Raw genomic sequence first — 20,812 nt, forward strand, 5'->3', positions numbered from 1 at the left:
CGATATTCCGTGAAAGGCGTGTCACATTGCCAGAAGCGTATTGTCCGACTGAGATGCAATTATGCCATGCTGCTCATGCTTCAGGCCTGTGACTTCAACTGTACGTCCATGACTTCGAAGCTTGTCCAGGACCTTTTCCAGTGCCTGAACGGACGTGACATCCCAGAACCTTGCATGCGTTAAATCGAGTACGACGAGTTCAGCGTTCGTCAGATAGTCAATCTCGGCCGAAAGGCCGTCTGCGGACGCAAAAAAGACCTGCCCGGAGATGGTATAGGTCTCTGTTGATCCGTCGCGGTGGCTGGTTACAGTCAGCAGGCTGGCAGCGCGCCAGGCAAAGAACACGCCCGACAGGAGAACCCCGGCTAGAACGCCGGCAGCCAGATCATGCGTCAGCACGACCACAACGACGGTTACAAGCATTGTCAGGCTTGAAAGCTTGGGTTGGCGCGTGACGTCCCGCAGGCTGCCCCAGGAGAATGTGCTGATCGAAACCATGATCATGATGGCGACCAAAGCGGCCATCGGAACCTGTCCCACCCAGCGATGAAGAAGGACCATCAGGGCAAGCAGAAAAGCGCCTGCCGTGAAGGTGGAGAGACGTCCGCGGCCGCCGTAACGCAGATTGCCGACTGTCTGGCCGATCATGCCACACCCGGCAATGCCGCCGAATGCTCCAACGAGAATGTTGGAGATGCCAAGGCCTGTGCACTCCATACGTTGATTGCCGTGCGTGTCCGTCAGGTCATCGACGACTGATGCTGTCATCATGGATTCCAGCAAACCCACGGCAGCCATGGCGACGGCATAGGGAATAACGGCTGACAGGGTCGCCCAATCCAGGTTGATGTGGGGAATAGTGAGGTGAGGGAGACCCGTTGGGAGTTCCCCTAGATCTGACACCGTGTGAACAGGCATTGGATGGACCATTGTGATGGCCGTCAGCAGGACAATGCAAATCAACGGGGATGGGATGGCGTCAGAAATCTTGGGAAGCAGGTAGATGATGACGAGACCCAGAGCGATCAGGGCGTAAGTTTCCCAGCCAACACCCAATAGCTGTGGCATCTGTGCGGAAAAGATCATGATGGCCAGCGCATTGACGAAGCCTGTGCGAACTTCCGCAGAAACAAACCGCATAACGGCCTGAAGGCGCAGAAGGCCGAACACAATCTGTAGAGCGCCGGCGATCAGGGTGGCGAGCAGCATGGCTTGCACGCCGTGGGCATGTACGAGTGGTGCGGCAACAAGAGCAACAGATCCTGCGGCTCCTGAGATCATTCCGGGTCGGCCACCAAAAATTGCGATTGAGACCGAAATGACAAAAGACGCGAACAGCGAGACCGCAGGTGAAACACCGGCGATGTAAGAGAAGGCAATGACTTCGGGAATGAGGGCAAAAGTGCCGACCATGCCAGCCAGAACCTCACGCAGCGGGTTTTGTCCCCACTGGCGGCGGTAGAGAGCGGGTGTCATGACAATCCTTGAGAGTGAAGAGCTACAGGGTGCGACGTATTCGGGCCCGGCGCGGCAATGGTGCGGCCAGTGTACCGTGCCTTAGAGCAGGATTGAAGATGTTCACGTGGAAAGATGATTGAACATTCACTGCATTCACAGCGTTGGCATGAGAACAACTTAAGGAGTTCGACATGAGCCGATATCCGAAGCCCCCGTTCGACACACCATTGCAAAAGCATATTCCGGGCCAGACGTCAGAAATGACACCCAAGCCTGATCATGGTGAGCAGACCTATGTGGGGAATGGACGCCTGAGGGGAAAAACGGCGATTATCACCGGAGGCGATTCCGGGATTGGCCGTGCAGTCGCGATTGCCTTTGCGCGGGAAGGGGCGGATGTAGCGTTGTCATTCCTGCCCGAAGAATTGGACGACGCCCGCGAGACTGCAGCATGGGTCGATAAAGCGGGACGAAAAGCGCTGCTCTTGCCGGGAGACATTAAAGAGCGCTTCGTCTGCAAGGAAATCGTCGACAAGACGGTGGCCGAGTTCGGCAAGGTGGATGTGCTCGTCAATAATGCTGCTTTTCAGATCGAACGTGAATCTCTGGAAGATGTCAGCGAAGACGAATGGGATCTGACGTTTGATACGAATTCAGGCGCAGTGTTCCGGCTATCGCGGCTGGTTGTTCCTCATATGCCTGAAGGCGGTTCCCTGATTCACACCGTCTCTGTCAATGCGGATCGGCCAAAGCCAAAGCTGTTGGCCTATTCTGCAACCAAAAGCGCCATATTGAACTTCAGCGGTGGTCTGGCAGAGTTGCTGGCGGAACAGGGAATACGCTCAAACACGGTTGCTCCCGGACCAATCTGGACGCCGCTGATTCCCGCAACCATGGGTGGAGAGCACGTTCGCAACTTTGGAGCAGATGGTCCGATGAAAAGACCGGGGCAACCTGCGGAGCTCGCCGGGGCCTATGTCTTTCTGGCCAGTGATGAGGCAAGTTACGTTTCGGGTGCCAATATTGCTGTAACTGGTGGTGTCCCTGTTATCTAAGCAGAAAATTGAAGAAAACTTTGAGAAAGGGCTAGACGCCAGCTGAACCTTTCTCTAAAGAACGCATCGCTGTGTGGCGGATGTAGCTCAGTCGGTAGAGCGCCGGTTTGTGGTACCGGTTGTCGCGGGTTCGATCCCCGTCATTCGCCCCAGCAATCTCTCTTAAAATATTGCCCGACTAAATCCCATTACGGGTTTGGGTGCGTTCTTTCGGATGTGTGACTGCGCAATCCGTATTTGATGCCGATCAGAAGCTGGAAAGCCTGATCTGTGGTTGTCAAAGCTGTAAAAACTCCTGTTAGTATTGAACTGACAGGAGTTTTTTGTCGTCAGACGATGCGATGCACCCAGCCATGGGCGTCATTGGTGCGGCCGCCCTGAAGATCGGTCAAAATTTTCTTCAGTCTGGTGGCCACCGGACCCGGCGTCTCGCCGTCGCCAAACACGGCTTCCCCGGAAGGCCGGACCAGCTTGCCAACGGGTGAAAGTACCGCAGCCGTGCCGCAGGCGAAGGCTTCGGTGTATTTCCCGGATGCGGCTCCCGTGAAGATCTCGTCGATTTCAACGGGTTCTTCGATAACTTCGATGCCGTTGTCGGCAGCCAGTCTGATCAGGCTGTCACGGGTAATGCCGCGTAGAATGGTGCCTCCGAGGGGAGGCGTGACGATCTTGCCGTCGTTGCGTACGAACATCACGTTCATTCCACCCATTTCTTCGACATAGCGTCGTTCACGGGCATCGAGGAACAGAACCTGATCGCAGCCTTTCTCCTTGGCTTCGGCCTGAGCGACAAGGCTGCCGGCATAGTTGCCGCCGCACTTGGCTTCGCCCGTGCCACCAATCGCTGCTCGGGTGTAGAACTCGGAAACCCAGACAGAAACGCAGCCTGCGCTGAAATAGGCGCCTACCGGGCAGGCGATGACAATGAACAGGTATTCGCTTGCAGGCTTTACGCCGAGGAACACCTCATTGGAGATCATGAAGGGGCGAAGATAGAGGCTTTGTCCTTCACCAGCCGGAACCCAGTCCTGGTCGATACGGACGAGTTCATCAACGGCTTGAATGAAGAGGTCTTCGGGCAGTTCAGCCATGCCCATCCGGCGGGCAGAGGCTGCAAAACGGGCTGCGTTGGCTTGCGGACGGAACGTCGCGATATGACCATCTGCTTCCCGATAGGCTTTCATGCCCTCGAAAATTTCCTGTCCGTAGTGCAGGACTGTGGATGCCGGGTCGATGCTCAAGGGGCGGCGCGCTGTAATTTTGGCGTCGTGCCAGCCTTTTTCGCTCGTATAGCGAATGGTCGCCATATGATCAGTGAAAACACGACCGAAAGCCGGGCTGACAAGAAGCTGCGCGCGATGAGCCGGATCCATCGGGGTTTCGGTTTTTTCAATAGTGAAGGTCGTCATGAAAAGAACTTCCGCAAGCTACTCTGATAAACGTGCGGGGCACTCTGCCACAGGAGTTGGGGAGAGGCGATAGGGAAATATTATTTCCAAATTCACTTTCTGATGGAAATTAAAGTTTGCGCCTCAGGCATGAAAAAACCCCAGCCACAGAGTGACCGGGGTTTCTCCAAAGCTTCGAAAAGCTGACGGATCAGCGCTTCGAGAACTGGAAGGAACGACGTGCCTTCGCACGGCCGTACTTCTTACGCTCGACAATACGGCTGTCACGCGTCAGGAATCCGGCAGCCTTCAGGATGCCGCGCAGGCTCGGCTCGTAGTGCGTCAGTGCACGGGAGATACCGTGACGAACTGCACCAGCCTGGCCGGACAGGCCACCACCAGCGACTGTGCAATACACGTCGAACTGGTTGTAGCGGTCAGCGATCAGGAACGGCTGCGTCAGAAGCATGCGCAGAACCGGACGGGCAAAATACGTCGTGACCGGACGGCCATTGACGATGATGTCCCCCTTGCCAGGCTTGATCCACACACGGGCTACGGCGTCCTTACGACGGCCGGTAGCATAGGAACGGCCCTGGGCGTCACGCTTTACTTCGTGAACCGGGGCGGCGTTGGTGGCTACTGCAGGAGCAACGCTCGCAAGGTCCTGCAGCGTGCCGGTGCGCTCTTGGGTCTCGGACATGGTCAGGCCTTACGACTCGTGTGAGATTGTGTTCTTGCGGTTCAGGGCAGCCACGTCCAGCTTGACAGGCTTCTGGCCGTCATGCGGGTGCTCGGAACCAGCGTAAACATAAAGGTGCTTCATTTGAGCACGCTGCAGCGGACCGCGCGTGATCATGCGCTCAACAGCCTTCTCGACAACGTGACCCGGGTTCTTGCCCGTGAGACGCTGCGTGATGGTGCGCTCCTTGATGCCACCCGGATGACCCGTGTGGTAATGGAAGAGCTTCTGGCCGAACTTGTTACCCGTCAGAGCGATCTTTTCTGCGTTGATGACAACAATGTTGTCACCGCAGTCGACATGCGGGGTAAACTGCGGCTTGTGCTTGCCGCGGAGACGAGTAGCGATGATGGTGGCGAGACGGCCGAGAACGAGCCCTTCGGCGTCGATCAGCACCCAGTTCTTCGTCACCTCCGCCGGCTTCAGCGAACGTGTGGTCTTCATTAGTGACATTCCAGCTTGGGGCGCGACAGGGCCGCGCCGTGGATGGCGCTTTCACAAACAGAAGAATTCTCTGATGAGAATGCTGCTGCCTAGAAAGCGGATCAGGTGCGGCCTTATTGCGGGCTCGCGGCTTTCCGTCAAGTCATCTTTTGGAATCAGGATGGCTGATTCGGCCCGGTTTCCAGCCATTTTGAGCTATGAGGTATTATGATACCGCAATTTTTTTGGGTCTGATTTGCCCCGGACGCCCGGAATGGTATCCTGCCCTCAATTCAGGGACCGCATCTTCCTGTCCCCAGTGTCGATGAAAAACAGGAAAAACAACGTGAAACGCCCTTGGCTCACAACGAGCCTGCTCGCAGTCATCGCTGGAATGAGCGCGATTGGTATCCATCACGCAGCCTCTGTTGCGCTTGATCGGGGGATTTCCCGGTTCCGTGCCTCCCTTCCTGTGGGAGCAACCCTGAGCTATTCCGCCGCGCGCCCGGCCATTCTCGCTCGTGGAGCGTTGCTGACGGATGTCATTCTTCAGAATGGCAACATGACGTTCCGGGCACATACTTTACGTCTGGGTCATCCAATCCCGACACCTGATGGTGGCCTGACGCTGTCCCATATGGATATGGTGGATCCGTCTCTCCAGACGCCTACTGCGGTCATCCGGGCTCATTCCGTCACTCTGAATCATCTGGTGACTCCTCCGCCTCCCGCAGGGAAAAGCGGTCTGGAGTCGCTTGATCTGGGGCATCTGAATCTGGAGCGTGGATATATTGATCATCTGTCGGTGCAGAATCTTTCGCAGGTTCTTCAGCCGAACAGCATGCACTTCAACAGTCTGACGTCAGATTCGATCCAGATTGATGGTTACGGCCCGGGACGCACGACAACGATCGCGATCCAGAACGGCCTTGCCATTGCGTCCCGTACGACGCTTCAGCCTGACGGAACGCCTCGCGCCATGTCAGTGCAGATGTCTCTGAAAAATTTCCAGCTTCGCCAGCCTGAACTTGCCACCCGGATTGCCTACGAGCAGGCGGGGAACGAGGCCGCTGCCTATGCGCTGCCACCTCTTGAAAGCATGAAGCTGAGCGGCACGCAGATCATTTCGGCAGACAGAACGTTCAGCATGGATACGCTGATTGGTACAGGAACGCGTAAAAGCGGCAAAGACACGACGGTTTTCGAAGGAGAGGGTTTTCACACACACTCTTCAAGCGGCAAGGTGCCGGTCCATATTGATGGGCATTCTTCAACCTTGAAATATACGCAAGAGCGGATTGCGCAGACGGGCGAACTGCATGTGCAGGGTGTCTTGAACATTCCAAACTTCACCGAAGCTCATTTCGGCATGAATTTGCTCGGTCCTTCGGATCAGCAGCTCAAGGTTGGAACAGCCAAAAATCCGCATGATGCCATTCAGCTGGCGCAGGTGACTCTCACGTTGCATGGCGATCGTCTGGTCCAGTCTCTTCCGTCCCTGAATGCAGGACGCCCTCTGGACGGTGCAGCGCAGGACCAGGCAAGAACGGTTCTCGCGCAGGGCATGGAAATGGGGCTGTCGCCATATCCTGCCCTGGCGGCTCTGCCGGATTACTTCGCCAACCCCAATGACCGCACGTTATCGATTACTCTGACACCAAAGCCGCCTTTGACGCTCACGGCATTAGCAGCAATAGCGTCGTCGCCTACGGCAGCCATGACGTTGATGTCGCCGGATAATCTCAAGGTGACCGTCCAGTGAGCCAAAGCGTCAGCACGTCTACGATCTGCGTTATTGGCGCCAGTGGTCGTTCAGGCTCGGCGCTCTGTCGTCAGCTGATTGCTCAAGGGCAAAGTGTCATCGCGGTTGTGCGGAGCCGAGGAAAACTGGCTCCTGATCTTGCAGAGATGTGCACAGCCGTAAGACAGGCCGATCTGACAGATCCGGTTGCTCTTCCAATTGCGCTGGAGCATGCGGACGTTGTCGTGAATACAGCTCATGCCCGTCATCTTCCAGCCATTCTGCTTGCAACCCGTGCGCCTGTTGTTGCTCTTGGCAGCACTCGCAAGTTTACGCGTTGGCTGGATGATCATGGTCGTGGGGTGTTGGCCGGCGAAGCTGCCCTCAAGGCAGATGGCCGCCCTTCCATTCTTCTGCACCCGACGATGATTTATGGTGCTCAGGGAGAGGATAATGTGCAGCGGCTTGCGCGGCTTCTGGAGCGTCTGCCGATTGTTCCGCTACCTGGTGGCGGGCGCTCGCTAGTTCAGCCCATTCATCAGCAGGACGTCACACGCTGCGTTGTTGCGGCCATTGATCTTATTCTGGGTGGGAAAGTCAGCGGGCCAGAGGTTTTTGTCATAGCTGGCCCCAATGCTGTTCCCTACCGAACGTTTGTTCGGATGATTCTCTACTTTTCAGGGCTCGGTGGTCGGCCAATCATCTCGCTTCCTGCGTGGTTTCTGATCGCGGCTGCTCACATCATGCGGCACGTTCCTAAGCTGCCCACAATTGCGCCGGAAGAAATCCGACGCCTTTTGGAAGACAAGAACTTCGATATTGCTCCGATGAGGGAGCGCCTGGGCGTGAACCCGATGCCGTTGGAGATAGGGCTGCAGAATCTTTTGGCAGTACCGCCCGCTCATCAGGATCATACAGTTTAGTTTTAATGTTTTGTCACATTGACTGCGCGGCAGATGAGGTCTCCATAGTCTCCGGGCCATTATGTACGGTCCGGAATGCGTGGAGACTCATCGGGTGAATCTGAAGTTCCTCTCATCAGGCATGATGTTGTCTTTCGCGGCTTTTGCCCTTTTTTCCATTAGCGATGCCTGTTCCAAAGGCCTTGCTGGGCAGCTGGATCCGTTTGAAGTTGCTTTTTCAGGCGGTATTTTCGGTTTTCTGATTCTGCCCTTCATCCGAAAGCCACAGGAATCCTATTCCGATATTTTCGCGACGGATCGCCCGTCCATGTGGCTGTTGCGTGCGTTTGCGACATTTGTGTCCACGGCTTCCAGTGTCATGGCTTTTATGCTGCTGCCGATGCCAGAAGCATTGTCACTCATGTTCCTGATGCCATTTTTCGTGACCCTGATTTCCGTCGGAATTCTGAAAGAAAAGGTTTCTGGGTGGACCTGGCTTTCAGTCGGTGTGGGATTTCTCGGAGTCCTGATCGTTCTACGACCGGGTGTGCGGGCGTTTCATCTGGGGCACCTCTGTGCGGTGATCGCAGCCATGGCGAATGCTGCCAGTGTGATCGCATACAGACTGGCCGGAAACCAGAGCGCCCGACTGTCCTTGTTTGGCTCAAGCCTGTTTGGCCCGTTGATCGGCGATGGTCTTTTGATGCTGGCACACGCCACGTGGCCACATGGTGCTGGAAACTGGGCGCTTTTGTTCGGATACGGTTTCCTGGCCGCTCTTGGTCAGCTCTTCATGATGATGGCAACGGCTCTGGCGCCGGCTAACCGGGTTGCACTGCCCCAGTACAGTCAGATGCTCTGGGCAGTCGCATTCAGCTACCTCCTTTTCCATCAGCCCCTGGATAGCTGGACGTTCGTGGGCATCGTTATCGTGACACTTTCTGGCATGCTGCACTGGATGCGACAGAAGCTTCATTACGAACGATTGGCGTTGGAAGAGCACTGGCAAAGACATCATCCGTCTTCTCGCCCGCCCGTTGAAGCCGGTTGAGAGGAGAATTGTATGTTTCGTGCGGTGTTAAGATGCATCAAAGGAGCTGGCAGCACTGAAGAAACGTATGTTTTCTATATAAAGGAGTGTTGATCGTCAGAATTAGAGGCTTTTCCCTTCTGTACGTAAAACGTCGATGTTTGGCGCTGTTTCAATTTTTGATTTTTTGATCTTATTTTTGTCGCGTTGTGACCGTATGGACTTTCGGGCATCTTCAGCGTTCTTCACGTGTGGTGCGATTGGCAACGCTCCTCAGCCTCTGTAAAATCGTCTGCAAATATGGCTGCGGACGTGCGTGGCTACTTCATCAACTGATGGAAGAATATCTGCTTCATGGTTCAGAACGTCGTCCCAGTGATTCTGTCTGGTGGGTCCGGAAGCCGCCTCTGGCCGGTTTCCCGCAAGAGCTATCCGAAGCAGTTCTGGCCCCTGCTTAGCGACAAGACCCTCATTCAGGAAACAGCCCTGCGCGGCCGGGCCGCAGGCTTTGCCGATCCGGTCGTGATCTGTAATTCGGAGCATCGTTTCATCGTCGCCGAACAACTGCGCGATGCTGGAATTCGGAAGCCGAAAATCGTTCTCGAGCCGGTCGGCCGGAATTCAGCCCCTGCCATCGCGGCTGCTGCTTTCATGGTTGCAGAGCAGAACCCGGATGCCATTCTCTGGATCATGGCGGCGGACGCTGCGATTACTGATGAGAAAGCGCTTCAGGAGTCTTTGAAAAATGCCCTGAAGGCTGCTGATGCGGGTCGGATCGTGACGTTTGGAATGAAACCGACGCGCCCTGAGACGGGGTACGGGTACATTGAAGTTGGCTCCGAGCTTGCCGATGTACAGGGCGTTTATGGCGTGTCCCGTTTCATTGAGAAACCGCAGCCCGCCCAAGCCGAAGAACTCATTCAGTCCGAGAAATATCTCTGGAACTCGGGTATGTTCTTTGCAAAGGCCAGCGTATTCCTGAAAGAGACGGAACAATACGAGCCACGGATTTACGAAACCGTCGGGGAAGCAGTTCGCAAGCGCCATACGGATATGGATTTCGAACGGCTGGAAGAAGAAAGCTTTGCAGCTGCGCCTGATATCTCTGTTGATTATGCCATTGCAGAACGTACCAAGCTTGCGGCTGTCGTTCCGGGCAATTTTGGGTGGTCGGACATCGGAAGCTGGGATGCCCTCTGGGATCTGACGCCCAAGGACGCTGAGGGAAATGCAACCTTTGGTGACGTTTTCCTTGACGATGCGCGGAACTGTTACGTCCGTTCTGATGGTATCATTGCCACCGTTGCTGGTGTGGATGATCTGATTGTGGTGGTGACACCGGATGCGGTCATGGTCTCTCATCGCGATCGCGCTCAGGACGTGAAGCATATGGTAACCCGCTTGGTACAGGCAGGGCGCAAGGAAGCGGTCGCGCATAACCGGTGCTATCGTCCATGGGGCTTCTATGAAAGCCTCATTCAGGCCGATCGTTTCCAGGTCAAGCGTATCGTAGTCGAGCCCGGGGCAAAGCTCTCACTGCAGAAGCATTTCCATCGTGCGGAGCACTGGGTTGTTGTTGGTGGAACCGCCATGGTGACACGGGATGAGGACCTGGTGATGGTTCGTGAAAACGAAAGCATCTATCTCCCGTTGGGCTGTGTTCACCGACTGGAAAATCCGGGCAAGATCCCTTTGACCCTGATTGAGGTTCAGTCCGGTCCTTATCTCGGGGAAGATGATATCGTTCGTATCGAAGACGTATACGCACGAAGCTGATCTGAGGCGTCAGGCAGGCGGATCAATCCACCCTGCCTTGACGGCTTCGGCCATTTGATCAGGAGTATCGAGGTCTTCGAGCAATTCGGGGGCCTCGATTTTTTTTGGTGGTAGGTCTGCCCACAGGTCCCGAAACCCCTTGTCCCCACTGAGTTCGGGGGCCTTGGCTAATGTGGCGGCAGACATGCGAACCGGGATCCCCATCGCGCCTTTTTTGTACTGTGTGACGACATTCGCATTGGCTGGGAGGGTGTCCCTCAGCCGGAGCAGGTGTGGCAGAGATAGCCTCGGCTGGTCTGTTCCCGCGATGAGAATTGACCTGTCCCGTCTACTCAAAGCTCGTGCTGCGCATTGAATGGAACTCGCCAAACCGGTGTTCCAAAGCGGGTTGTAGCATATGTCCACAGGGAGCCCGTTAAGGGCTAAAGCGACGGCTTCGGCGGAGCCTCCGGTGATGATGACCAATCGGTCCGGAGATGTGCTCAGGAGAAGTTCTGCAACGTACCGGACAAGCGGTGTGCCCTGACGGGTGAGCAACTGCTTGGGTCGCTTCAGTCTCGTGCTGCCGCCTGCGGCAAGAAGAACTGCGTCATGAGGCATTATGCTGGGCGGTTCGCTATGATCTGGGATAAAATCGACAGAGCAATTTGCATCGGATTACGCGCGTTGATATCCATCCCTGCGGGCAGGTGCAGTTTCTCTAGATCTTCTGAGGTGATGCCGGCTGCGTGTAATGCAGCAAGCCGGTTGGAGATTTTGCGTCGGCTCCCCAGAATTCCAACGCAGAAGGCGTCAGATTTCAGAGCTTTCGAGGCGATGGCCAGGTCAGTGTGAGCATCGTGGGTCAGAGCGTAAACTGCGCTCCAGGCGTCCAGACGCAAGTCATGCAGAGCCTCGTCCAGATAGCGACGATCGTAGCACTCCGGCGCTAATCCTTCCGGCGGAAGCGCAGGGCCCAGTGGGCGTAGCAAGAAAGGCTCAACCCCGAACTGGGGGGCCAGCTTCAGCAGAGCCAGTGTCACCGGATCTCCTCCCGCGACAATCAGTCGAATCGGCGGCGTGTATCGTCGTACAAACAGAGTACCCTGGGTTTGCACAGCTGAAGGCGAAACCTGCATCTCGCCGGTTGCGAGATCCGTTTGTACGGTGATGGCCTGACGGGCTTCTCTCGCCTGACGGAGCGCAGCGACATAAGTCGCAAGGTCTCCGATAGGCCGAACGAAGATACCAATCCTGCCACCACAGGTCAGTTGAATATCGAGAACCGGACTACCTGCGCCATAATCCAGGGTTCTGGGTTGGCGATCTTTCAGGCATTGCAGGGCTTCTGCGGCTACTGCTGCTTCCACGCATCCACCAGACACATAGCCTTGCACGTCTCCCGCGCTGGAAATGGCCATTTCACTGCCAAGGGGGCGTGGAGACGATCCGGTGATTGACACCAGCGTAGCGAGGGCTACCTCTTTCCCCTGTGCCAGCCAGATCTCCAGGTAAGGGAGGAGATCGTCTGTCAGGCCATAGTCTGGCCACTGGGGAAGAGGAACAAGCCCGTCCGGCCCAATCATGAAATATCCTTTCCTTTATGGGGCCATGAGACTAATCCCAAATGCGCTTGTGACATAGCCTGTCACGCTGGGGAGTTGATCAGGACCGCATTGGGTCTATATCGGCAGGAACGGACTCCGGCACGGATCATCAATGGAGCAGAAATTGGTCGAACTCCTGAGCGTCGCACAAGCCGTGGACCTCGTCCTCGGATATGCAGGTCATTTGGGAACAGAACACGTTCCGTTGGCCGAGGCTTCCGGCCGCATCCTACAACAGAGCGTCCATGCCGAACGTGATCAGCCTCCTTATGACCGGGTCATGATGGATGGTATGGCCTATCGTTACGGCACAGGCGCAGTGCTGGGTTGTCATGGCGTCCAGCGTGCTGGGGTGCCCGCGCGGCCTTTGCCCGATGGGGCGACCTGCCTTGATGTCATGACGGGAGCTGTCTTGCCGGAAGGGGCGGATACCGTTGTCCCCGTCGAGCGATTGATCCGGGATGGTCAGCGTGTGCACTTTGAGGCGGGGTACGAGCCGCAGAAAGGCCAGTTCATCCATCTGAAGGGCTCAGACTGCAAGGCGGGACATGAACTCCTGAAGCCAGGCTTGCGTCTGAATGGACCGGCTTTGGCTGTGCTGGCAGGAAATGGATATCCGACCGTTGAAGTGTCCAGCGTGCCTTCGGTCGGGATTATTTCCACGGGCGACGAACTCGTCGATGTCGGCTCGACGGTTCAGAGTTGGGAAATCCGACGTTCAAATGAATACGCCCTGACAGGAGTGCTGGCGTCCAGAGGGTTTACTCGCCTTGAACGCTCGGTTGTCCCCGATGATCTGGCTGAGACCATGCTGGCACTGGAGAAGCAGCTTGCCCGGCATGAGGTGCTGATCCTGAGTGGCGGCGTCTCAATGGGGCAGTTCGATCACGTCCCCAAGGCGCTGACGAAACTTGGTGTAGAGCGGGTTTTTCATAAGGTTGCGCAACGTCCCGGCAAGCCGCTCTGGTTTGGTGTTGGCCCTGAGGGACAACGCGTTTTTGGTTTGCCCGGCAATCCTGTCTCGGCAACCTGCTGTGCTACACGGTATGTCATTCCCATGCTTTTGGCAGGGCAGGGTGTGGCTCGGCCAGAAACCTATATCGTGAAGCTGGAAGCCGATGCTGCACGCGTTTCAACATTGACTCGTTATCTGCCCGTTCGTGTTCAGCATGACGGCTCGGGACAGGCATTGGCCACGCCCTATCCGATGCCGACATCCGGTGATTTCAGTTTTCTCGCGGCAACCGATGGATTTGTAGAGCTGGCCGCCGGAGAGGGCATTGCGCCTGCGGGCTCATATGCTGTGTTCCATGGCTGGTAGCACGACTGACAGATTTGTTCGGGACCGGTTCAATCGTCCTCTGCACGATTTGCGGATTTCGGTGATGGACCGTTGTAATTTCCGGTGCCCTTACTGCATGCCGGAAGCCACGTATCATGAACATTTCCGCTTTCTGGAGCCTAAAGAACGTCTGAGCTTTGACGAGATCGTTCAGGTGGCACGGGCGGCGGTTTCCCTAGGCGTGACCAAGTTGCGCCTGACGGGCGGCGAGCCTCTCCTTCGGCCTGATTTGGTATCTCTGGTTCGCAGACTGGTGGAGATACCGGGCGTCGAAGATGTGGCACTTACGACCAATGGTGTTCTGCTTGATCGTCACGCGCAGTCCCTGAAAGATGCGGGGCTGGGGCGCATTACCGTGAGCCTGGATAGTCTTGATCCGGCTGTGTTTGCACGAATGAGCGGTGGTAGGGCGCAGCTGGAGCCGGTGCTACGTGCGATCGAAAATGCACAGGCGTTGTCATTCCCCGGTGGTGTCAAGCTGAACACCGTCGTGCAGCGAGGTGTAAATGATGATGGTGTGGAGGCTCTTGCGGCCCGCTTTCGTCATACAGGCGTCATTGTGCGCTTTATTGAATATATGGACGTGGGCACGCGGAATCACTGGGAACTGGGTGAAGTCGTCCCGTCCCGCGAACTGGTCGAGCGGTTGAATGCTCTCTGGCCGCTTGAGCCATTAGGCGCGCAGTATCAGGGTGAGGTTGCGCGTCGGTATCGGTATCAGGATGGTGCGGGAGAGATTGGGTTTATTTCTTCCGTCACCGCTCCGTTCTGTGGGGATTGTTCACGGGCGCGGCTGTCGTCGGACGGGCAGATCTATACGTGCCTTTTCGCTTCGGAAGGGACAGACCTGCGGTCACTTCTTCGCAGCGGGGCGGATGAAGAGGCTTTACGCGAACGTCTGGCTTCGGTGTGGCGGATGCGTACCGACAGGTACAGTGAAGAACGAACCGCCGGTGAGGTATCTTCGACGAAACGTCGGATAGAAATGAATTATATCGGTGGTTAGATCGGGAGGTCAGGACGGATGAAAACGCTCACTCATGTTGATGAACGTGGTGAAGATCCGCGCATGGTGGATGTAAGCGGTAAGACCGTGACAGACCGCACGGCTCATGCTCAGGCCCGTGTTCTCTTTCCCCGGGACGTTGCGCAGACGCTAAATGATGCCGGATTCATGACCAAGAAGGGCGCGGTTTTGACTGTTGCTCAGATTGCGGGTGTCATGGGTGTGAAAGCGACGTCCCAGTTGATTCCGCTGTGTCATCCCCTATCCCTGAACGGATGTCGTGTGGAAATCACGATGGAGGGCGATGAAGCCGTCATCGACTGCCGCGTGTCCTGCCAGGGCAAGACAGGCGTGGAAATGGAAGCCCTGACGGGTGCCTCCGTTGCTGCTCTGACGATCTATGACATGTGTAAGGCTCTGTCTCATGACATGGTCATTCGCGAAGTGAAGCTTATGGGGAAGGCCGGTGGGAAACGTGATTTCCAGCGGATTGAAGCATGAGGCCGCTTTACGGTCTGGTTCTGGCGGGTGGCGTCAGTGCGCGGATGGGGCAGGACAAGGCTGAACTGTCCTATCACGGAGCGCCCCAGTTACAGGTTGGGTTTGAGGCGCTCTCTCCTCTTGTCGAGCGCTGTTTTGTTTCCGTGCGTCCGGCACAGAAGGAGGACCCGCTGCGGGCGCAGTTTCCTCAGATTGTTGACGCGGTCACAGTAGACGGTCCCGCTGCGGGCCTCCTGTCCGCGCATCAGGCTTTTCCAGAGGCCGCCTGGTTGGTTCTGGCGTGTGATCTGCCGCTTCTTGATCAGGTTACGCTTGAAACTTTGATTGCTGCCCGGGATGATCAGCATGTTGCGGTAGCCTATCGCAGCGAACATGATGGGCTGCCAGAACCTCTCTGTGCGATCTGGGAGCCGGAAGCGCTGGACGCTCTGGCGCGTCAGGTCGAAGGGGGGCGGAAATGCCCCCGTAAGCTTCTTATCAATAGCCGGACGCTACTGCTTTCTCCGGAGACAGTTGGTGCTCTGGATAACATCAATACTCCGGAAGAGCGTGCAAGCGTCTCACGGCGATTGGGAGGACAGATGATCCGCCTCGATGTGGAATATTTTGCTCAGATGCGTGAACTTGCAGGGCAGAAAACTGAAACTGTGGAAACGCATTTCGGAACGGTCGGTCCGCTTTATGAGCAACTGAAAGAGAAATATGGCTTTCCGTTTGAGGCTGATCGTCTCCGGGTTGCCTTGAATGGAGATTTCGCACCTTGGACGCAGCCTCTGAAGAGCGGGGACCACGTTGTGTTCATTCCGCCGGTGACCGGCGGATGACCCATTTTCTGATGGCTGATGCGCCAGTCGATCTGGACATGCTGCGAGAGGGCTTACATCTGGCCGAAGCTGGTGGCTTCTGCACTTTTGAAGGCTGGGTTCGCAATAGCAACGAGGGCCGTCCAGTGGATGGTCTGGAATATGAATCCTACGCTGCCCTCGCAGAAAAAGAAGGTGCGCGGATTATTGAAGAAGCATTGGCCCGATTTGAAATCAGCCATGCTGTGGCCATGCACCGGACGGGAACACTACGGGTTGGGGATGTTGCCGTCTGGATCGGCGTGTCTGCGCCTCATCGCGATGCAGCGTTCCGGGCATGTCGTTATATCATCGACGAGATCAAGCACCGGGTGCCCGTCTGGAAGAAAGAGCATTATCTGGATGGTGACGCCGAATGGGTGGCCTGCCATCACTGTCAGGTCGCTCCCCGGATAAGCGATGACGATCACGATCATCATCATCACGATCATGGGTCTTGCGGTCACAAGCACTGATCTATTGTCCGGCGAGTACGTCTGACTCTTGCCGGGCATTCTCTTTCTTTTTGAAAATCAGAGTGTTGCTGTCCTCTTTCCAGAAGAGGGCGGCAAGCATTTTTTTCGTGCCACAAGCGTGCGGTCACGCATTTTTAGTTTGATATTGCAAATCATTCTCAATTAGAGTGTCTCTGGTTCTGCTGATTCGGAGATTGATCATGACACGGACACCGCTTTTCCTGTCTGACCTGTGCTGCTGCGAAAGACTGGCACTCTGGAGTATCCGGTGTCTGGTCAGCCGATACCGCCTGCCGTACTGCCATGAAACCCGCACGACGGATGGCATGTTTCCGGCATCTTTCCGTCCTGTTCTTGATGCCGCGGAGCGAGCGTTCGAGGATGCAGCCCAGCATCTGAGAGAAGCCGGGCTCCCTGTGCTGGATATCAATCCGCCGGGCTCTCAGGGGCTGAGTGCGATGGAGGAGCGCTTTCTCCAGGGGATCCAGACGGTGCAGAATGATGGCCAGAAGGAAGTCTTTCACCTTCTTGCTGACCTTTTCCCCGAACGACTGATGCAGGGTTACATTGTCACGGCTCTCGCCCTGATTTCAGACTGTATGGCTGGGATTGGTCACTGGCTTCCGCGGCATGAGCGCAAGACAGCAGGGGCCGGAGCTTTGTCATCTCTGGCGCGGTGGAAAAAGATTCATCCGGCTGAAATGCGCGTGCTTTGGCCACGGGATATCCCTCAGGCCTGGGCGGGACGTACCCTGCACTGAATTCTGCTGAAATCTGCAAGAGACGAAATACCACAGCCTGCAGGGCTTGGATTTAAAAGCGGTCAGACCTCACCAGACTGCCCTGCAATCTGAGTGAAGTCTGGGCCAAGTAGGTGCGTGGGCTCAGTCCACGCCGACCATGACGCTGGAAGCCTTGATAACGGCATAGGCTTCCTTGCCCGCTGTCAGTGACAGTTCCTCAACAGCTTCATTGGTGATGGCACTTGTAATAATCGTCCCGTTGACGTCGATCGTGATGTGAGACGTCGTTGCGCCTTTTACGATCTATGTAATCTGACCTTTGAGCTGATTACGTGCGCTGAGTTTCATGGTGCGGTCCTTTTACTACCCCCTTGGAGATGGGGGTGACACATTAGGACACAAGGCCTGAGGGAGTAGACAAGGCTTTTTTCGGGGATGGTCTGTGCCACCCCCAATCAGAAGCAACTTAGATATAGTGCTCGGTCAGAGGCGGAAAACCATTGAACCCGACGGAGCAGTAGGTCGAAACATAAGCGCCAGTCGCCAGGATTTCGATGCGATCTCCAGACTTTAGGCTGTTCGGCAGCGGGATGCGGTTCTTCTCATAGAGAATATCGACACCATCGCAGCTTGGTCCTGCCACGACGCAGGGGGAACGTGAGCTGTCTGTGTCGTCGCGAGACGTGCGGAATGTGTAGCGAATGGCTTCACCTTCCGTCTCTGCGAGGCCACCGAAGCGCCCGATGTCCAGATAGACCCAGCGTGGGTCTGTTTCTGCACCGCCACGACGGCTCACAAGAATGACCTCGCTCGACACTACACCGGCCTGACCGACCATATATCGGCCCGGTTCCAGCAGAACTTCTGGCTGCTCGTCAGGAAAGTGCTCGCGGAGAGCGGCCTGAATGGCGGCGCCAAATTCCTGCACAGACGGAATGTCTTCCCGATAATGGGTTGGGAAGCCGCCGCCCAGATTGATCATCTGAAGGTCAAGGCCTTCCGCGCGCAGCTCATGATAGAGGCGTGCGGCCGTAGCAATAGCGTGCTGGTAGGCGGCGATACCCGTCTGCTGGCTTCCGACATGGAACGAGAGGCCATAGGGATGCAGGCCCAGATCGCGCGCGCGGATCATCAGGTCGCGGGCGTGGGCAATTGTTGTGCCGAACTTGCGCGACAGCGGCCAGTCAGCGCCTTCGTTCTCAACAGCCAGGCGGCAGAAGACGCGCGCTCCCGGTGCGTTCTCTGCAATCTTTTCGAGCTCTTCCATGCTGTCGAGCACAAAGAGATCAATGCCCATGTCCCGGGCTTCACGGATGGCACCAACCTTCTTGAGCGTATTGCCGTAGGAGATGCGATCAGGTGTGGCGCCAGCCTTCAGGCACATCCGGATTTCTTCGAGCGATGCTGCATCGAAAGACGATCCCAGAGCGACAAGGCGCTTCAGGATGGACGGTGCCGGATTGGCCTTGATGGCGTAATAGATCTTGCCAGCTGGTAGGGCGTCGTGAAGGGCACGATAGTTGCTTTCCACAACATCGAGATCAACGACGAGGCAAGGGGTTGCCGGCTGCTGCTCGGCAAGAAAACGGGTGATTTTGGGAGTCATGACACTCTTTCCCAGAACCGGACTCGTCAGGGAACAGTTACACCCTGCGAGTGTGTTGCGAAACGGTCGAACGGACCAGCGAATAGCGGGGACCCAAAAGAAGCGGGACCCGGAAGGCCAGAACGCTTGACGTCGTTGCGTAACCTCGAGAGGGCCAGTGGCACGTGCGTTGCTGCGTGACGGGGCGTATGAAACCAAAGCCCCGCCGTTGCAAGAGCTAATTTTGCATTATTTGTGTTTTGGAAATATTGAGGAGAGTGAAATCAGGGCAAATTCGGAACGCAGAAGGTGATTTCTGCGTATGCTAGGTTCTGTCGATCTCGAGAACGGAACGACTTAATCTCGCCTGTTGCCCATAACAGGAACTGCCGAGGACCCCTGAGTGAGCTTATTTCCCGATTCTGCGTCAGCTTCCGGTCCAGCGCCAGACGCACCTTCGGACCCTGACCGGAAACAAATCCATCAGGATATCCAGCGTGTCCATGAACTGACGCCTGAACCTAGCGAAGAAGATATTCGCAAGGCACGTGAGCTTGGTCCCGACGCCCCGGGCACGGGAGCGAACTCTCCCCTAAGTATGCCCAAGGCGGGCTGGAAGATTGTCTTACGTCAGGTCTTTTCGGAAGTGGGATCGTCCCAGACGTCCCTCTCTGCCGCGGGCTGTGCGTTCTACGCCACGCTCTCTCTCTTTCCAGCCATATCGAGTCTAATCTCGCTATATGGTCTGGCTTTCGATCTGCAGACCGTTGAGCCGCAGCTTGAAGTGCTGCGTCATCTGCTGCCCCCAACAGCTTATTCGCTGATTGGCAATCGTATTCACGAGCTGGTTTCCCAGCCGCATACGTCTCTGACCATCGGGCTGATTTTTTCTGTTTCCGTCGCGTTGTGGTCCGCTTCAGCCAGTACGAAGTCGATCCTGTCCGCGTTGAACATGGCATATAATGCCACCGAAACACGCGGCTTCCTGAGGTTCCAGGCGACTGCTCTGGCCACCACTCTGATGGCTGTTGTTGGGGCTGCGCTGACATTGGCGCTGATGGTGGCTGCGCCTGCGCTGGTTGATTACCTTCCGCGCTATCTGGGTTTCAGAAAGCCGCCGCCGCCGTTTGATCTGCTGGTGTCTTACGGTGCGCCGCTTGTCGTGCACACGCTTGCACCGATCCTGATGCTGCTGTTCGTCTTCGTGGCAGTAACGATGCTTTATCGCTTTGCCCCCAGTCGGGAGCCAGCAAAGTGGCGGTGGATATTTCCCGGATCAGCGCTGGCGACCGTCCTGTGGGTTCTCATGTCGCTCGGATTTTCGTGGTACGTAGCGCACTTTGCGAGCTACGGCGCAACATACGGGCCCTTGGGGGCGGTTGCGGCGATCATGATGTGGTTCTTTGTGAGTGCGTACGTCGTGCTCTTTGGGGCGGAGCTGAACGCGGGGCTGGAAGAACGCATCAAAGGGGCGCAGCCCCGGATTGCCGGTCTGCCACAGACAGACCCTTTAATTGCTGAAGCCGTTACGGCTGAAAGTACGCCCCGGTAAACACCGGGGTAACTCAGCCCGTCCGTCGTTTTAACGGTGGGTGGGCTGCTTCGTAGTGTCAGACTGGGTGCCCGCAGCCTTGATGGCTTGTTCGCTCGTATCCTTGGACTCGGCTTCCGCGACTTCGCTCGCGGCATCTGACGCGGGCTTGTCAGCCATACGGGCAATGGTGACGTGGGCAGTTCCGCTGTTCAGCATTCCGATCTTCGCCGCTGCCGCATGTGACAGATCGATGATGCGGCTATTGAACGGCCCGCGATCGTTCACTGTGACGACAACAGAACGGCCCGTATCTTCAGACGTCACCAGCAGTTTTGTGCCAATTGGCAGGGAAGGGTGTGCGGCCGTCAGATCATTTGTGTTGAAGATCGTCCCGCTACTGGTGCGACGTCCGTGGAAATGACGCCCATACCAGCTCGCCATGCCATGCTGGGTCCAGGACGCGGCCTTGTGGGCCCGGTTTGCCAGCGCGGATCGAACAGAGGCTGCCCAGCTGGTCCGGACCGTCCCCGCTGCATCACCAGAAGAATCGTCTGCTGCATGGGCAGTCGTTCCAGCTGCAATTCCGGCAAGCGCGAGTGCAAATGTCATGCTGCGCAGGGGAGACAGTCGACGGGATGAGCGAATGGCAGGCGGGGCAAATTTCACTAGACTGGTATCTTCT

At 56.4% G+C, this 20,812-nt stretch carries 21 protein-coding genes and 1 tRNA gene; 13 read left to right on the forward strand and 9 right to left on the reverse strand.

What is annotated here, in order from left to right:
* Window positions 1–21 precede the first annotated feature (21 nt).
* Window positions 22–1,476 carry a SulP family inorganic anion transporter gene (locus KP702_RS09035; RefSeq protein ID WP_202207764.1) on the reverse strand — a complete coding sequence of 485 codons (1,455 nt, stop codon included), beginning with the start codon at window positions 1,474–1,476 and terminating at the stop codon, window positions 22–24.
* Window positions 1,477–1,649: 173 nt separating this feature from the next.
* On the opposite strand from KP702_RS09035, the gene KP702_RS09040 reads away from it, so the two are divergent.
* Window positions 1,650–2,513 carry an SDR family oxidoreductase gene (locus tag KP702_RS09040; protein WP_202207763.1) on the forward strand — a complete coding sequence of 288 codons (864 nt, stop codon included), beginning with the start codon at window positions 1,650–1,652 and terminating at the stop codon, window positions 2,511–2,513.
* A 76-nt stretch (window positions 2,514–2,589) separates the two neighbouring features.
* Window positions 2,590–2,665: transfer RNA gene (locus tag KP702_RS09045), tRNA-His, on the forward strand.
* Window positions 2,666–2,842: 177 nt separating this feature from the next.
* Here the strand turns inward: KP702_RS09045 and KP702_RS09050 are convergent.
* The 3 genes from KP702_RS09050 to rplM form a co-directional block, all read right to left on the reverse strand.
* On the reverse strand, window positions 2,843–3,922 hold the full coding sequence (locus tag KP702_RS09050; RefSeq protein WP_202207762.1) for a branched-chain amino acid aminotransferase: 1,080 nt from the start codon (window positions 3,920–3,922) through the stop codon (window positions 2,843–2,845).
* 190 nt (window positions 3,923–4,112) lie between these two features.
* A complete protein-coding gene (gene rpsI / locus KP702_RS09055) occupies window positions 4,113–4,604 on the reverse strand; it encodes a 30S ribosomal protein S9 (protein ID WP_010502298.1) in 492 nt (163 codons plus the stop codon).
* 9 nt (window positions 4,605–4,613) lie between these two features.
* Window positions 4,614–5,087, reverse strand: coding sequence for a 50S ribosomal protein L13 (gene rplM / locus KP702_RS09060; RefSeq protein ID WP_046901116.1), 474 nt, complete (start codon window positions 5,085–5,087; stop codon window positions 4,614–4,616).
* 325 nt (window positions 5,088–5,412) lie between these two features.
* Here rplM and KP702_RS09065 point away from each other — a divergent pair, with 325 nt between their 5' ends.
* The 4 genes from KP702_RS09065 to KP702_RS09080 all read left to right on the forward strand — a co-directional run bounded on the left by KP702_RS09065 (window position 5,413) and on the right by KP702_RS09080 (window position 10,515).
* Entirely contained in the window at window positions 5,413–6,828 is a 1,416-nt protein-coding gene (locus KP702_RS09065) for a hypothetical protein (RefSeq protein ID WP_237389973.1), read from the forward strand.
* A complete protein-coding gene (locus tag KP702_RS09070) occupies window positions 6,825–7,730 on the forward strand; it encodes an SDR family oxidoreductase (RefSeq protein WP_202207761.1) in 906 nt (301 codons plus the stop codon). The genes KP702_RS09065 and KP702_RS09070 overlap by 4 nt, the downstream gene beginning before the upstream one ends.
* 94 nt (window positions 7,731–7,824) lie before the next feature.
* Window positions 7,825–8,760 (forward strand): DMT family transporter, encoded by a 936-nt coding sequence (locus KP702_RS09075; RefSeq protein WP_237389972.1) that lies wholly within the window; start codon window positions 7,825–7,827, stop codon window positions 8,758–8,760.
* Window positions 8,761–9,093: 333 nt separating this feature from the next.
* Window positions 9,094–10,515 (forward strand): mannose-1-phosphate guanylyltransferase/mannose-6-phosphate isomerase, encoded by a 1,422-nt coding sequence (locus tag KP702_RS09080; RefSeq protein ID WP_202207760.1) that lies wholly within the window; start codon window positions 9,094–9,096, stop codon window positions 10,513–10,515.
* A 9-nt stretch (window positions 10,516–10,524) separates the two neighbouring features.
* On the opposite strand, the gene KP702_RS09085 is transcribed toward KP702_RS09080, so the two are convergent.
* Together KP702_RS09085 and KP702_RS09090 are read right to left on the reverse strand one after the other, a co-directional pair.
* The gene (locus KP702_RS09085; RefSeq protein WP_202207759.1) at window positions 10,525–11,115 is read right to left on the reverse strand and encodes an NTP transferase domain-containing protein; all 591 of its coding nucleotides are present in this window, start codon (window positions 11,113–11,115) and stop codon (window positions 10,525–10,527) included.
* Complete coding sequence (locus tag KP702_RS09090; RefSeq protein WP_215768807.1) at window positions 11,115–12,080, reverse strand: XdhC family protein; 966 nt, start codon at window positions 12,078–12,080, stop codon at window positions 11,115–11,117. The genes KP702_RS09085 and KP702_RS09090 overlap by 1 nt, the downstream gene beginning before the upstream one ends.
* A 133-nt stretch (window positions 12,081–12,213) precedes the next feature.
* Here KP702_RS09090 and KP702_RS09095 point away from each other — a divergent pair, with 133 nt between their 5' ends.
* From KP702_RS09095 to KP702_RS09120, 6 genes are all read left to right on the forward strand, one after another.
* On the forward strand, window positions 12,214–13,422 hold the full coding sequence (locus tag KP702_RS09095; RefSeq protein WP_202207757.1) for a molybdopterin molybdotransferase MoeA: 1,209 nt from the start codon (window positions 12,214–12,216) through the stop codon (window positions 13,420–13,422).
* On the forward strand, window positions 13,412–14,449 hold the full coding sequence (moaA, locus tag KP702_RS09100; protein WP_202207810.1) for a GTP 3',8-cyclase MoaA: 1,038 nt from the start codon (window positions 13,412–13,414) through the stop codon (window positions 14,447–14,449). The genes KP702_RS09095 and moaA overlap by 11 nt, the downstream gene beginning before the upstream one ends.
* Before the next feature lie 18 nt (window positions 14,450–14,467).
* Entirely contained in the window at window positions 14,468–14,950 is a 483-nt protein-coding gene (moaC, locus tag KP702_RS09105; protein WP_202207756.1) for a cyclic pyranopterin monophosphate synthase MoaC, read from the forward strand.
* Window positions 14,947–15,774 carry a MoaD family protein gene (locus KP702_RS09110; protein ID WP_202207755.1) on the forward strand — a complete coding sequence of 276 codons (828 nt, stop codon included), beginning with the start codon at window positions 14,947–14,949 and terminating at the stop codon, window positions 15,772–15,774. Before moaC ends, KP702_RS09110 begins: the two co-directional genes overlap by 4 nt.
* The gene (locus KP702_RS09115; RefSeq protein WP_202207754.1) at window positions 15,771–16,268 is read left to right on the forward strand and encodes a molybdenum cofactor biosynthesis protein MoaE; all 498 of its coding nucleotides are present in this window, start codon (window positions 15,771–15,773) and stop codon (window positions 16,266–16,268) included. The genes KP702_RS09110 and KP702_RS09115 overlap by 4 nt, the downstream gene beginning before the upstream one ends.
* Window positions 16,269–16,468: 200 nt before the next feature.
* The gene (locus KP702_RS09120; RefSeq protein ID WP_202207753.1) at window positions 16,469–17,029 is read left to right on the forward strand and encodes a hypothetical protein; all 561 of its coding nucleotides are present in this window, start codon (window positions 16,469–16,471) and stop codon (window positions 17,027–17,029) included.
* Between the two features lie 123 nt (window positions 17,030–17,152).
* On the opposite strand, the gene KP702_RS09125 is transcribed toward KP702_RS09120, so the two are convergent.
* Window positions 17,153–17,314 (reverse strand): molybdopterin-binding protein, encoded by a 162-nt coding sequence (locus KP702_RS09125; protein ID WP_237389982.1) that lies wholly within the window; start codon window positions 17,312–17,314, stop codon window positions 17,153–17,155.
* A gap of 163 nt (window positions 17,315–17,477) precedes the next feature.
* Window positions 17,478–18,617, reverse strand: coding sequence for a type III PLP-dependent enzyme (locus tag KP702_RS09130; RefSeq protein WP_064275088.1), 1,140 nt, complete (start codon window positions 18,615–18,617; stop codon window positions 17,478–17,480).
* A 382-nt stretch (window positions 18,618–18,999) separates the two neighbouring features.
* On the opposite strand from KP702_RS09130, the gene KP702_RS09135 reads away from it, so the two are divergent.
* Window positions 19,000–20,148 (forward strand): YihY/virulence factor BrkB family protein, encoded by a 1,149-nt coding sequence (locus KP702_RS09135; protein WP_202207752.1) that lies wholly within the window; start codon window positions 19,000–19,002, stop codon window positions 20,146–20,148.
* A gap of 30 nt (window positions 20,149–20,178) precedes the next feature.
* On the opposite strand, the gene KP702_RS09140 is transcribed toward KP702_RS09135, so the two are convergent.
* Window positions 20,179–20,796, reverse strand: coding sequence for a septal ring lytic transglycosylase RlpA family protein (locus KP702_RS09140; RefSeq protein WP_237389971.1), 618 nt, complete (start codon window positions 20,794–20,796; stop codon window positions 20,179–20,181).
* Window positions 20,797–20,812: the final 16 nt, after the last annotated feature.

This window comes from Gluconobacter sp. P5B12, assembly GCF_018812035.1.
Classification (GTDB): Bacteria; Pseudomonadota; Alphaproteobacteria; order Acetobacterales; family Acetobacteraceae; genus Gluconobacter.